The organism is Leptospira mtsangambouensis (genome assembly GCF_004770475.1).
Classification (GTDB): domain Bacteria; phylum Spirochaetota; class Leptospiria; order Leptospirales; family Leptospiraceae; genus Leptospira_A; species Leptospira_A mtsangambouensis.
The window spans coordinates 652,267-667,098 of record NZ_RQHK01000017.1; the positions used below are offsets into that span (position 1 = coordinate 652,267).

Sequence of the window (14,832 nt, forward strand, 5' to 3'; positions counted from 1 at the left end):
CAGGAGAGGAAAGCTGGCAAGAAGTTATTTCAGCTTCTTTAGCTTATTCTCCATGTTAGCCTTTTTATGATAGAATTGGACGAGTTTTTCCAGCTCTGCCATGTCCGTACAAACAATTTTTCCCATGTCCATACGAATAAATTTATTATTCTTCATGATATCGGAGATCAGGAGTTCATCCTTTGGATCCGTTAAACCCACCATTTTCAGAAGGTCTTTGGTCCCAATTTCAAAATTGTAAGCTTGTTTGGGAGCCACTTTGATTCGATTTTTTTCGGCCAAAGTCATTAGTGTATCTACGATGCGACCTTGTGGGTCTTTGAGAAGTAGGTTCGCAAGTTGTTTATAAGCAATCCAAATTCGTTCCGATAGAAGTGTGATAAGCCTAGTTGCCAATTGCGGTTGGGCTTTTACCATCCCTTCAAAGTTGGCTTTGTTGATGGCAAGAAGTTCCACATCTCCTGCAGCCACTGCGGATGCAGAACGTGGTTTGTTGTCAAGGATGGCCATCTCTCCAAAAATGTCTCCCGCTTGGAGAACGGCGAGCATCACTTCGTTTTGGTTTACAATTTTGGAAATTTTAACCTTTCCACTTTGTAAAATGAATAATTCCTTACCCGGTTCGTGTTCACAAAAGATCATCTCACTATCTTTATAGTTTCGATTGAATTTATTGTAATCGATAGGAGGTGCTTGGAATGGTTGGTTGCTTGTTTGCAAACGTAGTTTTGCCTGTGGCACAAACTGACCATTCGGAAGGTGTTTTAAATAACTTTGGTAAGCAAAAGTTGCATGTGATGTGTTTTGCTGTTGAAAGTAGTATTCACCGATTTTAAAAAGTTCGTTTGGATCTTCTTCGACTGCATTTCGAAAGGATAATCGAGTAATGGTGGTATCAAATTGGCGTAACTTCATAGAGAAGAAACGAATGATATTCATCGCAACAGCTGTAGACTTTTGGATTAGGGTTCCAAATTGGTCGTAACTAACAGAGATTAAAGATACATTGGTAAGGGATGTGGCAGATTCAATTTGAGGGTGTTGGCTCATAGCAGCAACCACACCGAAGAAGTCACCAGGTCCTAAAACTTGGTTTGGATCTTCTCCCACAACAGCAGTCTCACGAGTGACACGTACCTTCCCCTCACGGATGATATAGAAATTGTTCGCATCCTTTTTCCCCTCTACAATGATGTAGGAGTTCGCTGGGAAAGTAACCATTTGAAAAAACGACATTCTTAAATCTCTGAACCCTTTTTGCTCAACTTGCCTAGTTTATTATCGGAGATCCCTAGGGCAATATTTTCGTAAAAATTACTTATTTTTACTCTCTCCTAAAATTTCCATCTGAGTCAGTTCTAATTCCGCTTCTTGTGCAATTTTGCTGGAATACGTATTTTTGATAATGTCCTGAAAAATCTGATAGGCTTTGTCTTCCCGGCCCATACGGACATAGGCTTTGCCTGAAATTAAGTAGGATTCGAGTCCTTCTTCTGTATTGGGAAATTCTTTATAAATTTTCAGTTCGTTTTCAGCAAGAGCCAAAACATCACCTGTCATTCGGTAGTTGGAACTTAAGGTTTTTCGCACTTCACGTGTTTTGGAATGCCCTGGATAGAGTAATAGAAAGCTTTTGCAGGTTTCCACTGATTGGTAGTGGTTCCGATCTTCTAAAAATTCTTTGGCCTTTTTGTAGAGAAGTTCCCCTTGTTTGTTTCGTTCGTCTGCAAAAATTTGGCTGACGGAACGGTCTGCCAAGAGAGGAAAAACCCCCATAGAAATTAGGATTCCTAAGGTAAAAATGGCTCGGAGGCAACTCATCCAGACTGTAGAATTCTGTCTCATTACCTTCAGTTTCGGCTAGAACTTGGATTCTCGTGAATGGGTTTTTCTTCCGAAAGAGCAAGAATTTTCGGAACTCCCGTCAAATCCCAAAGTTCGGCGGAAGCTTTCATTCGTTTTCCTTTGGGCAGTGGGAAAACAAATCGTCCTTTTCCTTCTGGACCCGACTTAAGCTCAATTTGGAGTTTGGTCAGGTCGCCCATCCTTCGCTCACGGAGTGGAGGAATGGGGAAACTTCTTTGTTTTTCCTCATATGGAAAAAGATACAACTGAACCATATAGGAAGAGTTGGCTTTGGCTGTGTATTCGTAATTGAGAATATAACCTGATTCGGAGCCATCTTCATAAGGAAGAATGTTCAGGATTTTGATTTGGTTTGGGTATGAAGTGGGTTGGTTTGTGTTGGTTGTTTCCGAAACAGGGTTTGGTTCCTGTTCTTGGGAAAAAAAGATTCGTTTGAAAGAAGAATCATAATCTTCAGGTCCCTTCAAAGAATAATAATGCCCATCTCCTAGGATCGAAAGTCGTTTGAGGTCTTCTTCTCCTTTGGGATCAATATCAATTCCTAGAATTTGCATCCGAAATTTTTTTCCAGATTGTTTCCATTGGTACAAAACGGCTTTGGGATCTCCGTCGCAACTTTCCACTCCATCCGAAATAAAAATAATTTCTGTTTCTTGTACATCATTCAAAAGGAATTCACCAACCACGTTTAAGGTTTGGGCGATGGGCGTGGATCCTGCTGGGACAATAGAAGAAATTTTTTGGCTCACGATAGAAGCGGCACCGCGTTGGATGGGATGATACAACCTGGCAGAAGAACAACCTGCGATTCGGTTTCCGTAAGCAACAAGCCCCACACTCACATCCTTTGGCAATCCCCCAAGAACTTGTAATAATTTTTCTTTGGCAACAGCCATTCTTGTTTTGCCATCCCATTTTTCTGACATGGAACCACTGGCATCAAGAATAAACACATATCTTTTGTTAGGTTGTGTTTGTGTGGAAAGGGGAAGGTGGGAAAGAAAAAATAAAATAAAACCAACAAAGACAGAAGATCGGTTCAATGCTGTTTTTTGGATTTTATTTTTTTCTCGCACCTGTACACCATCGGCGAAAATCCAAAGAGACCTTAGAGGGATTTAGGGTCCAAATAAGGCGGTTTGACTAGGTTTGGTTTCACGAGAAGGGGGGTTCTGTTAAAAGAGGAAAACTCTCTTAGGAATCGCAAAATCATTTCGCAAGTGGCACCCCAAAGCAGGCCATCCCCTAAATCAAAATAATAAGCAAAATGATCTCTGCCAGGGATTTGGATCGCATAAAATGGTTTGGTCCAAAGGTCAGAAAAAGGAAGGAGGATGATCCGGTCCACCTCATCTGTGTTATGCTGAAAGGAAAAATCTCCTTCGTAAGTGGCTAAAAATGGGGTGATATGAAAACCAGTTTTTGTATTGAGACCTTCTAGTTTTCCCAGAACATTTAAGGTAGAACGGTGGACACCCATTTCCTCTTCCCATTCCCGAAGGGCAGTGATGAGGAGATTCGGATCTTCTTTTTCTTTGACCCCACCAGGAAAAGAAATTTGGCCGGGATGAGATTTTAGATTTTTGGAACGTTCCGTAAGGATGATTCCTTCTGCAATTTCTTTGGATCCAAATAAAGGAAAAATCACTCCTGACTTCACTTCCGTTGTGTCAGGAATCTCGTCGAAGTCCCTTGAAAGTTTTTCTACAAAGGACTGGTAGGGTAACATCAACCCTCGTCTTTCGAGTTTTGGTTTTGTTTTTTCCTGCGTTTGGCAACGAATGCTTCTTTGGAACGAATGGCCACCAAACGATTGATCATCGAATCAAAAGGAAGTCCTTGGATGGCAGCAAGTAAACTTGGTCCGTAGTTCTGTACTTTCCAGTCAGAAAATACGTGAAGGGCTTTTAGTTCCTCTAAGTTTTTTGGTGCTGCACGTAAAATAACGATGAGTTGTTTGTTAGAAGGAAGAAGGGAATGTTCCATCCGTCTAGCGCGCATAATACGAAGTCGCCATTTTTTTGCGTTTTGAAATTTATGATTTTCATCTTCGTTTAGGTCTTCGCCATGACGTTTGGATAGTTCTGAGGTGTCGATAGGATCACTGTATTCTGCGATGAGTAGTTTGTAGATTTCTGATCCATCTTTTTTTCCAAACCATTCAATGCATTTTTCTTCGTTAGGTTGTCCTTTGACTGCTTGTGACAATCTATCGTTATTAAACACACGAAAACTTGCTTTGTTGATCCGTTTTGCTTTTTCGTCACGGTAACGAAGGAGTTCTAAAACCTTTCTTCTTTCGAGCGGAGTGAAATTAAGAATGTCAGGAAATTTTCCAAGGGAGAATCCTTCTCCTTCTTTGGTTACGTATTCCTCAGAGGCTATGAATTCAAATTCTGATTTGGCTTCTTCGTAGAGAGACCTACGTTTGAGTTCCTCTTCCATTTTTAACCAAATGGATTCTAAATAAGCAGTATCGAGTGCTGCGTATTTGAGCTGTTGTTTTTGAAGAGGACGGATTTCCCAGTTAGACTTTTGTTCCACTTTGGAAAGTGTTACTTTATGGTAATGTTCTACTACATGAGATAAAGAACTTTGTTCTAATGACAACAATCGAGAACTGATCATTGTATCTGCCGTGTTCACAAACTCAAACCCAAAGTCTCGTTTTAAGGCTTTGATATCGTCTTGTGCCGAATGGAAGATTTTGAGAATGTTCTCATCCTTGAACAAAGGACCCAAAGCTGACAAATTTGTGATTTTTAGTGGGTCAATCAGGTAATTTTTGCCATTAGAATTGATCTGGATGAGGCAAACTTTGGGGTAGTACGTGTAATAACCGGAGGACTCGGTGTCGATCGACATGATTTTGGACTGTCTGAGATTGATCAGAGCTAAATCCAAAGCTTTTGCTGTATCAACGAGAATATAGTTGGAATTGATTTGCATCTAATTGGGATTTTGGAAATACTGCAATTGTCATTCTAACAATGATTCTCCAATCTGACAAACCAAAAGAAGAATGTGCCATTTTCGGCATCTACAATAGCAAGGAAGCTGCTAATTTTACCTACCTAGGTTTGTACTCGATGCAACACCGTGGCCAGGAGTCCAGTGGGATCGTCACAACTGATGGATCTCACTTATACCGGTATGCCAATATGGGCCTCGTGGCAAATATCTTCACCCAACCGAAGATCAAAGAGCTCATAGGGGATTCGGCCATTGGCCACAACCGGTATTCCACAACGGGAGCCAGTTTTCTAAGGAATGCTCAGCCCATCCGCGTGGAATCCCACTTAGGTCCTGTGGCTCTGGCCCACAATGGTAACCTAGTCAACTCTTGGGACATTCGAAATCGCCTCGAAAGAGACGGATCGATCTTCCAAACCACCATCGATTCTGAAGTCATCGTCCACTTGATGGCCAAAAGTCATAAAACAGACCTTCTCGAAGCTCTCTGTGAATCCTTAGGCCAAGTTCGTGGTGCCTACTCTCTGTTAGTTTTAACTCCAAGATACCTAATTGCTGTTCGGGATCCAAATGGTTTCCGACCACTCGTGATGGGGAAACGTTCCGATGGAGCCATTGTATTTGCTTCGGAAACCTGCGCTTTTGATATCACAGAAACGGAATATGTAAGAGATGTAGAACCGGGAGAGATGGTTGTCATCGATCATACAGGAATGCGTTCTCTTTATCCATTCCCAAAAGCAAAACCAAGCCTTTGTATTTTTGAATATATCTACTTTGCAAGACCTGATTCTTATATTTTTGAAGAGTCAGTTTACAAAGTAAGAAAATCTCTCGGCCGCCAGCTAGCACGTGTTATGCCAGTGGAAGCTGATGTCATCATTCCTGTTCCAGATTCTGCAAACATTGCGGCACTTGGTTACAGTGAAGAGTCTGGGATTCCTTACCAAAGTGGACTAGTACGTTCTCATTATATTGGTCGAACCTTCATTGAACCAGACCAAAAGATTCGGGACTTTGGAGCCAAAATCAAATACAATGTGGTGAAAGAAGTGGTGAACGGAAAACGTGTTGTCATTATCGATGACTCGGTGATGCGAGGAACCACAAGCCGCAAAATCATCAAGATGATTCGTAATGCCGGTGCTAAAGAAATTCATTTCCGAGTGTCTGCACCACCAACAGTTTCTCCTTGTTACTATGGTATCGATATTCCTACGCATAAAGAGCTGATTGCCTCCACGCATAGTATTGATGAGATTCAAAAGTATCTTCGTGTGGATTCTCTTGCTTATTTAACATTAGATACAATGCACAAAGCAGTGGAAGGTCATAAGGGTGGTGGGTTTTGTGATGCTTGTTTCACTTCCAATTACCCAGTGGAATTCCAAGACCATGCCGGAAACCAAAAGTCACTCTTTACGGAATACGCGACGGAAGAGTGATGGAAGAGCTTGAACTTTCCAAAACCTTTGGTTTTGAAGCCGCACATTTTTTACCAAATGTTCCCGAAGGCCATAAGTGCAAAAGAATGCATGGCCATAGCTTTCGTTTTGCTGTATATCTAAAGGGTGAAATTGATCCACATACAGGTTGGATTATGGACTTTGGGGAACTAAAATCTATCGTAAAACCAATTTTAGACGAACATTTGGACCATTATGTATTAAACAATGTTCCTGGCCTTGAAAACCCAACGAGTGAAAATATTGCGGTATGGCTCTGGAACCAATTAAAACCAAAATTGCCGCTGCTCGATAAAATTACTCTCTACGAAACTTGCACTAGCTCCTGTGTTTACAGAGGGCCGAAAAAATAAATGGTCTCCGTAAAGGATTCCTCACTCAAATCCAAATCTGAAAAAAAAGGTGCCGTTGTACTTCTGTCAGGTGGACTCGACTCAACCACATGTTTGTATTATGCTGCCAAAGAATTTGGTTATCCTAAAAACAAAAAATTACCGCTCCTTGCACTCTCTTTCGATTATTCTCAAAAACATAAAATTGAACTGATCAAAAGTAAAAAAATCGCAAAAACTCTCGGAATCAAACATGTGATCCAAAAATTGGATCCCGGATTTTTTTTGGGAAGTTCCCTTACCGAAAAAAAAATCAAGGTGAGAAAGAACGCAAAATCCTTGTTTAGTGGGATCGAAGAAGAAATTCCGAATACTTATGTCCCTGGTCGCAATATTCTATTTTTATCCTTTGCTTTGTCACTCGCAGAAGGCCATGGATATGATTCCATTTATATTGGAGTGAATGCACTTGATTATTCAGGGTATCCGGATTGCCGGCCAGAGTTTATTGAATCCTTTCAAAAGATGGCAAATCTTGGGACAAAAAAAGGGGTGAGTGGGGATGGTGATTCCATCCAAATCAAAACTCCACTTTTACATCTGGGTAAAAAAGAAATTATTGAACTCGGAATCCAAGTAGACGCGCCTCTCCACCTAACGCATTCTTGTTATGATCCCGTACGTGGGAAACCTTGTGGCAAATGTGATTCTTGCATTTTAAGAGCCAAAGGATTTTTGGAAGCTGGAATTTTAGATCCAGCTATCTCTCTTCGATAAAGTTTGAAAGGGTTCTATGAAAATTCGATTCGTTTTGTTTTTTTTGATTCTGACAACGATCTATCAATGCAGAAAAAGCCAACTAAACAATTCTTCCGACTCCCAATCCGATGCTTACTTTGAAACAGCAATCTGGAACTGTATGATCACCACAGTTCCATGTTACGAAATTAAACAACAAAACCAAGGTACAAAACAATGGACTAGGTTGTTAGGTGGCACTTCGTCTGTTGCAACAAATTCTTTTGCCTCTGCAACAGATTTCGAAGGAAATAACTATATTGCTGGTAAAGTGGACGGAGCACTTCCGGGATTAACTAAAGTATCATCTGGTTTTAATACGGATTTATTTCTCGCAAAATACAACTCCATGGGAGTCCTACTGTGGGTTCGACAATTGGGCTCTTTAAGCAATTATAATTCAGATGCGCAGTCGATTCATGTAGATTCCTTTGGTGATATTATTGTGACAGGACTAACCCAGGGTTCTTTTGGGGAATATACTTCAACAGAATATGGTTTAGTTTTATTAAAGTATTCTTCATCAGGAGAAAAACTTTGGACAAAAATATTTTATGGTAATTCGGGATTAGTGACTGCTGGCGTGGGAGTCACTTCTGATTTACAAGGGAATATTTATGTTACTGGGCATACCGAATTAACAAATATTAACGGGGAAATCGCATATGGAATTTATAATTTAATTTTATTTAAGTATGATCGAACGGGGAATTTGTTATGGACTCGGATATTAGCAGAGACTTCGGGAAGTTTAATTTACGGATACAAAATTACCTACGATAGTTATTCCAATCAAGTTTTTGTTGTTGGCCATGCCACTGGACCTGGCACCATTTTAGGCCAAACCATCGGAAACACGCAGGAAAGTTTTATCGCTGCATTTCGCGATAATGGTATGAATACTTGGGCAAAAGTCATAGGCCAAACAGGAACAAGTGTTTTTGCGCGAGGTGTTGCTTCTGATAAAAAAGGATCGATTTACTTAACGGGTGATTTGAGTGGAATGCCGATAGATGGACAAACTTTTTCTGGTACAATGGCTGAGTTACTCATTAAATTCAATGTGACTGGTTTTCGGGAATGGACAATCCTAAGAGGTGCTGGTTCTGGCACTTCGACGAATGCTCGTGGTGTCTATGCAGACAATTCAGGCAATGTTTATACTGTTGGATGGACAACTGGGAATCTTTCTGGAATAAGTTTGAATGGAACTCAAGATGCGTATTTATCGAAATATCATTTTAACGGGAATCTAGAATGGACAAGATTGTCCGGAACCAGCTTGGTAACGTTAGATGGTATGGCATTGTCTGCGGATCGATTGGGAACCATTTACCTTACTGGTGGGACCACAGGAAATTTGGATGCGCAAACAAAAACAGGGACAAAGGATGCCTTTGTCATTCAGTATAAATAAGATTCACAAACAGAGTGTTTGATACCAATGCGTTATATTTTAATAATATTTATTTTATTTTTATACCAATGTAACCCATTGTCATTAAATAATCCTTCTGATGTTCGCACAGATGCCTTTAAAGAAACACAATTAATTCGTTGTATTTTTGAGCAATGGGAATGTTGGGAAATCCCACAAAACAACGAAGGGACCAAACAGTGGACAAAGCTTTTGGGCCAGACCGGTGGAACCAATACCTATTCACAATCAGCGGTAGCAGAAAGAAATGGATTTATTTATTCTTTGGGAACAACTGATGGCTCGTTAATGAATCAGCAAAAAATATCACCTGGTCCTGGTTATAGTGATGTTTTTTTAACACAATATGATCGAGATGGAAACATACAAAGATTGAAACAGATGGGCAGTCCCGTAGTATCTTCAACATATGCAGAGCAGATACATATAGATGTTTTTGGAGATCTGTATGCAGTCGGAAGTTCAAATGGTCCATTCAATGAACTTCCAACTATTGGTGGTGGTAGTTTACTCATAAAAATTAATCCAACTGGAATGGTTTTGTGGACAAGAATCTTTCCAACAGGAGATGAAACTTTAGGATCAGGTGTTACTTCCGATAATGAAGGAAATGTTTATATCACTGGTAATACCGAAACTCAAGTCGTTAACGGTGAAACAGCAGGTAATTCTCGTAATATCATCATCTTAAAATATAACAGAAATGGTGATTTAGTTTGGACACGATTGATTGGTCAATTGGGTTTTACAGCTTATGGGCACCAAATACAATTTGATCCGGTCTCTAATCGCATTTTGGTAACAGGGATTGTGGGGGGATCAGGTTCATTTTTAGGTACAACATTACCAGGCGGTACATCAGATTCTTTTTTATTTTCTTTAGATACGAATGGTGTGATGAAATGGTCCCAGTATTTAGGCTTGTCTGGAGCCACGACTACCATAAAGGGAATGTCCGTGGATAAAAAAGGTTCCGTATATCTTACTGGAGATACTAGCGGTAATTTAGATGGCCAAACAAAAGATGGAAATACTGTGCAAGTTCTCGTAAAGTTTAGCATATTAGGTGAGAAAATTTGGACACGACTGTTGAATGGCGGTGGAACATCTAATACTAATGGTATTCAAGTTTATGCTGACAATGCATTTCATGTTTATACTACAGGTTATACAACTGGTAGTCTAAATGGAAACACACGTATTGGTGTCCAAGATGCATACTTAGCAAAATATGATGGAAATGGAAATTTGATTTGGACTAGAAATACAGGAAGCAGTGGATCAACTTTATACGGAAGGGGAATATCTTCTGATAGATTTGGGACAATATATGTTTCTGGTTTTACAGACGGAAGCATTGACAACCAAACGAAACTAGGTACAAACGATGCATTTCTAACCCAATACAAATAATATATGGATTCCGATTTCCGATTTAAAAGATTCTTTTGCATTTTACTTTCCTTTTTGATTGTAAATTGTGATCACAAACAAAATCAAAATAATGAAATTCTATTTGTTTTGTTGAAACCATCCTTAGGAATGTTTGGCGATAGTATCATGGCATTTTGGCCGGCGGAGGAGCAATTAAAACCATTTGTTATCATCAAAAATGCATTTCCAATTCGTTCCTCTTCGGATATATTAGAAGTCGCAAAAAAAGATCAGTTACATTATACAGCGTGTTTGTACAATTCTGGGGTAAATGATTTTTTAGGAAATTATGCACCAGAAGACTTTCAGATACAAAATACAATTAATTTACAATTACAAACAATCGCGATACTGCAGAATCGATGTGAGCACATATTGGTACTGAACACCTGGTATGTAGAATTTCCTTGGCCTTCAGAAGCTGTTTCACGATTAAACAAAGCGATGAAAGAAAACATATTAACTGTTCCTCGACTTGATTCAGAAAGTTTGATTCACAAATCGGATCTTTTGGACGGAGGCCATCTAACAGATATAGGATATAATAAATTGGCTAAATTTACACTGGAGCATTTTGGGACAAAAATTCCTTGGATGGGTCTCTTGCCTAAGTGATAAAATGTATTTACACTAACGAAAGGGATGGAAACAATTAACCAATCATTGGGATATTCGAAGTGTTATTTAATTCATTAGTATTCGTTCTCTTTTTTGTTGTTTTATACACTGTTTATTGGCAGCTAAATTCCAGATTTCAGAAACTAACAATTCTTCTGGGTTCTTTGATATTTTACGGATACTGGGATGTATTCTTTTTAGTTCACTTCCTGCTTATCGTTTTCATAAACTTTTTATTTTATCATTTCTCTAACTACCAGTTTAACAAAACAAAAATAACACTCGTTGTAGTTTTTAATATGTTGAATTTAGTGTTTTTTAAATACTTCTATTTCCTAATCAACATAGTAACCGATATTTTTGGATTCCAACAAATTGCAGAAGTAACAACAAAACTTCCCAACATCATCCTTCCACTTGCCATTAGTTTTTACACATTTCAAATTTTGGCATTTCAAATCGATGTTTATAGAGGAAAAATTTTATCCAAAGTATCCTTAGAAGATTTTACAATCTTTATCATGTTTTTCCCGCAATTGATTGCGGGACCAATTATGAGACATACAGATTTCTTCAAACAGTTACATAGTAAAAAAAGATTTCTTGAATTGCCCTATAATGCAGGTGCATATCTAATTTTATTAGGAGTTCTCAAAAAAGTTATCATTGCAGATAATATTTCTCCGATCATTGAACCCTTTTTTAGTCATCCGGAAAATTTTGATACATTTAGTGCATTAGTATCTACTTATGGTTTTGCCATTCAAATTTATTGTGACTTTTCTGGTTATTGTGACATCGCTAGAGGTTTGGCATTGTTATTAGGATATGACATTCCTGTAAACTTCAACGCACCTTATTTCTCAACCTCTTTAAAAGAATTTTGGCAAAGATGGCATATCACACTTTCTCAATGGTTGCGAGATTATTTATACATTGCATTAGGTGGAAATCGATTTGGAAACTTTAGAACTTATTCTAATTTACTTATTACGATGATTCTTGGTGGTCTATGGCATGGTGCAAATTATACCTTCCTAGTTTGGGGCGCCTTACATGGACTTTATTTAATTGTGGAAAGAGTGATTACCAACAATAAACCAGATACACAAAATGTTGTGATTCAAGTTTTCAAAGGGTTAGTTGTTTTCCATCTTGTTTGTTTAGCATGGGTGTTTTTTAGAATCGAACACATTCGAGACATTCAATCAATCTATGAAAACTTGTTTTCTCAGTCTGGAACTAAATTACCTGAAACTCCAAAGTTATTTAGGCTAATTGCAGTTGGATTTCTGTTACATACATACGAATACTTTCAAACTCGTTTTAGTTTAAAATTTGAATATAGAAAGTTATTATTACCTGGTCTGGCACTATTGTGCGGTGTATTGGTTTTAACTTTAGCATCCAATTCAGCACAGTTCATTTATTTTCAATTTTAGGAATACTTCTATGAAATTTAAAAAATTTAGAATACTGATATTATTTCTCATCTTTTTTTGTTTAGATAAAATAATTTTAATCCCTTCTGTTCGAAGTTTCCTAACAGAAGAAAGTATTGGAAATCCTTATGTTGAGTCTTTTAAAAACATTTCGGCTTCCTATCTTGAAGATACAAAATATAAGGACAAAAAAAAGGTCTGGGCTTTTGGAACTTCAAGATCCTTCATATTTTATCAGTATGCAACCGCGGATTATAACCGCCATTCAGATCTTATCAATGAAAATCAGAAAAAGAGTTTAGAAGATTATAAATTTTTTGGATTTGCTGCACCAGGTTCAAATCCGTTAATTTATTATACTCGTTTCAATCAGTTGATGGACAAACAATACAAACCAGATGCAGTTTTTTTAGAAGTATCTGCGTTTTCTTTCAATAAACGAAATCGTTTTTTTCATATTACTTTGTTAGAGGGTATGCCTCTTGAATTTGCGATCCAATATTTTAATGATTTACCATCTGACTTCGCAAAAGAATATTTTTTCTCTCGTTTATTTGGTTTGAGCCGATATAAAATTTCCACAAAGGCTATTTCGACAAATTTATTTGGTACCAAAGATAAAAATGCAGAATTGTTAAAGAATTTTATGCCTTCGAACCAAATGTCTGTTGATCCATTTGCTAATGCGTTTGATACAAAAACAAATAGAGAAGAATTACCATATTCACCTGATGGTTTTAATGATTTTTACTTAAAACCGACAAACGATACAGACACATATTTAAAAACGGTTATGTTAGTTGATGTTCTAAAAAATGAATTTTATGGAAACTATTCATTTAATGAAGATAATTTAGTCTTTTTGGAAAAAATAATCGAACGATGTAAAAAAAACCAAATTCCTGTGGTCTTATGGATTCCAAAAGTTCATAAAAATCTAACAAACTTTTATGCTGCATCTACATTTTATCCATCTTGGAAATCAAAAATCCAATCACTTGCTGATAAAACATCTACGAGATTTGTTGATTTAAATGAAGAAGGCAAAATTCGTTGTGATTATTTTCAAGATGCAGCACACCTATCTGGACGTTGTATGCCTGAAGTAAATGCTGTTTTATTGAATTTATCTAAATAATATAGATCATTTCAAATATACTGAATGTTTCCAGATACAATATAAAAAATGATCGGGAAATTTTGTAAGTACATTGTGTAACCAGAAAGCCTTAGGTTTACACAATGTATCTTTTACAAATTTAGTTAATAACCAACAGTAAATCTTTGTTTTACATATTTTCTTTCTTCGAGTTCATCTACAAAGGCTTTTACTAAGTCAGCCAGTGAGATATGGCTATGTCCATTAGCATCAACAAGAAGGGATTCTTTTGAAAAACGATACTTACCTGTTTTTGTTCCTTCTGGTTCGATAACAGCAGAAGGAGAAAGGAAGGTCCATTCCAATTCGTTTTCTGATCGTAAGTGGTTTAGTATCTGCCTTGCACCATCAGCACCCGCAAAATATTCTTTTGGAAACTCTGGTGTGTCAATCAGCTGCACTCCAGGTTGCACTTCCAAAGATCCTGCTCCACCCATAACAATGATCCGTTTGACGCCTGCTTTTTTTGTGGCACCTAGAATGGATAAAGATCCATTGATCATATTTTCTCGAATATTGGGGTCTGTCCAACCAGGGTTATAAGAATCCAAAACAGCATCTGAACCGGAAATGATTTTTGCCAATCCATCCGTGTCAAAAATATCTCCTTGGATTTTTTTTAAGTTTGGATGTTCCACTTTTAATTTAGAAGGATCTCGCAAGACAGCCGTAACCTGATATCCTTTGTTTAAAGTTTCTTCTAGAGTTTTACTTCCAATAAAACCTGTTGCTCCAATTAATGTAATTTTCATTTTTATCTCCTTTGTTGTTTTGTTGTAACTTACATTATTACATCTTATGTTAAAAAAATTTTAATCTCTACGCTCGTTTTTTATAAGATCCTGTTTTTTTGGATAGTGTCCTTTGGCGTATTTCCGAACTAACATCCGATAAATTGTATTTTGAAAGTTTATCTTCCATGGCTTTTTGCGCTTCGTCTAAAATTCCAGTTAGTGCAAACTGAATATTTTTTCCAATAGGGCAATTCGGATTGGGATGTTCATGCAAAAGGAACAAGTTTTCTTCTTTTTCTGTTGCTTTATAAATTTCAAGTAGGTTGATCTCCCTGGCAGGTTTCGACAAAGAAGAACCTTTGATTCCCCTGCGCGCATTGATGATGCCTGCTTTTTTTAGTTTTCCGAGTAACAAACGAATGATTGCGGGATTAGTGCCCACAGATCCCGCAATCTCCTCTGAAGATACTTCTCCATCCATTTCCAAAATGGTTAAAATATGGATGGCAACAGAATATCGGCTAGGGATGGACATAAAGACTACTTGTAATCACAATTGTTACAGGTGGATA

General features: G+C 37.9%; 15 protein-coding genes. 8 read left to right on the top strand and 7 right to left on the bottom strand.

Annotation, left to right across the window (positions count from 1 at the left end; all coding sequences use genetic code 11):
• Window positions 1-24 precede the first annotated feature (24 nt).
• The 5 genes from EHR01_RS15570 to EHR01_RS15590 all read right to left on the bottom strand — a co-directional run bounded on the left by EHR01_RS15570 (window position 25) and on the right by EHR01_RS15590 (window position 4,815).
• Window positions 25-1,236 carry a Crp/Fnr family transcriptional regulator gene (locus EHR01_RS15570; protein ID WP_020776694.1) on the bottom strand — a complete coding sequence of 404 codons (1,212 nt, stop codon included), beginning with the start codon at window positions 1,234-1,236 and terminating at the stop codon, window positions 25-27.
• Window positions 1,237-1,314: 78 nt separating this feature from the next.
• Window positions 1,315-1,845, bottom strand: coding sequence for a tetratricopeptide repeat protein (locus EHR01_RS15575; protein WP_208721795.1), 531 nt, complete (start codon window positions 1,843-1,845; stop codon window positions 1,315-1,317).
• A 5-nt stretch (window positions 1,846-1,850) separates the two neighbouring features.
• On the bottom strand, window positions 1,851-2,942 hold the full coding sequence (locus tag EHR01_RS15580) for a vWA domain-containing protein (protein ID WP_135696006.1): 1,092 nt from the start codon (window positions 2,940-2,942) through the stop codon (window positions 1,851-1,853).
• 32 nt (window positions 2,943-2,974) lie between these two features.
• Window positions 2,975-3,598: an NUDIX hydrolase gene (locus tag EHR01_RS15585; protein WP_425269993.1), complete on the bottom strand. Its 624-nt coding sequence runs from the start codon at window positions 3,596-3,598 to the stop codon at window positions 2,975-2,977.
• On the bottom strand, window positions 3,595-4,815 hold the full coding sequence (locus EHR01_RS15590; RefSeq protein WP_135696008.1) for a ribonuclease D: 1,221 nt from the start codon (window positions 4,813-4,815) through the stop codon (window positions 3,595-3,597). Before EHR01_RS15590 ends, EHR01_RS15585 begins: the two co-directional genes overlap by 4 nt.
• Before the next feature lie 41 nt (window positions 4,816-4,856).
• On the opposite strand from EHR01_RS15590, the gene purF reads away from it, so the two are divergent.
• The 8 genes from purF (at window position 4,857) to EHR01_RS15630 (ending at window position 13,505) form a co-directional block, all read left to right on the top strand.
• A complete protein-coding gene (purF, locus tag EHR01_RS15595) occupies window positions 4,857-6,284 on the top strand; it encodes an amidophosphoribosyltransferase (protein WP_135696009.1) in 1,428 nt (475 codons plus the stop codon).
• Window positions 6,284-6,658, top strand: coding sequence for a 6-carboxytetrahydropterin synthase QueD (gene queD, locus EHR01_RS15600; protein ID WP_135696011.1), 375 nt, complete (start codon window positions 6,284-6,286; stop codon window positions 6,656-6,658). Before purF ends, queD begins: the two co-directional genes overlap by 1 nt.
• The gene (gene queC, locus EHR01_RS15605; protein ID WP_135696012.1) at window positions 6,659-7,414 is read left to right on the top strand and encodes a 7-cyano-7-deazaguanine synthase QueC; all 756 of its coding nucleotides are present in this window, start codon (window positions 6,659-6,661) and stop codon (window positions 7,412-7,414) included. It abuts the gene before it with no gap.
• 16 nt (window positions 7,415-7,430) lie between these two features.
• Window positions 7,431-8,852, top strand: a complete 1,422-nt coding sequence (locus EHR01_RS15610) for an SBBP repeat-containing protein (RefSeq protein WP_244310147.1) — start codon at window positions 7,431-7,433, stop codon at window positions 8,850-8,852.
• A 27-nt stretch (window positions 8,853-8,879) separates the two neighbouring features.
• Window positions 8,880-10,286, top strand: a complete 1,407-nt coding sequence (locus tag EHR01_RS15615) for an SBBP repeat-containing protein (RefSeq protein ID WP_135696013.1) — start codon at window positions 8,880-8,882, stop codon at window positions 10,284-10,286.
• 111 nt (window positions 10,287-10,397) lie between these two features.
• Window positions 10,398-10,922, top strand: a complete 525-nt coding sequence (locus tag EHR01_RS15620; protein ID WP_244310148.1) for an SGNH/GDSL hydrolase family protein — start codon at window positions 10,398-10,400, stop codon at window positions 10,920-10,922.
• Between the two features lie 62 nt (window positions 10,923-10,984).
• Window positions 10,985-12,367, top strand: coding sequence for an MBOAT family O-acyltransferase (locus EHR01_RS15625; protein WP_135696016.1), 1,383 nt, complete (start codon window positions 10,985-10,987; stop codon window positions 12,365-12,367).
• Between the two features lie 10 nt (window positions 12,368-12,377).
• On the top strand, window positions 12,378-13,505 hold the full coding sequence (locus EHR01_RS15630; protein ID WP_135696017.1) for a DUF1574 family protein: 1,128 nt from the start codon (window positions 12,378-12,380) through the stop codon (window positions 13,503-13,505).
• 125 nt (window positions 13,506-13,630) lie between these two features.
• Here the strand turns inward: EHR01_RS15630 and EHR01_RS15635 are convergent, their stop codons facing one another.
• Window positions 13,631-14,278: an NAD(P)-dependent oxidoreductase gene (locus EHR01_RS15635; RefSeq protein ID WP_135696018.1), complete on the bottom strand. Its 648-nt coding sequence runs from the start codon at window positions 14,276-14,278 to the stop codon at window positions 13,631-13,633.
• Window positions 14,279-14,345: 67 nt separating this feature from the next.
• A complete protein-coding gene (locus tag EHR01_RS15640; protein WP_135696019.1) occupies window positions 14,346-14,795 on the bottom strand; it encodes an Rrf2 family transcriptional regulator in 450 nt (149 codons plus the stop codon).
• Window positions 14,796-14,832: the final 37 nt, after the last annotated feature.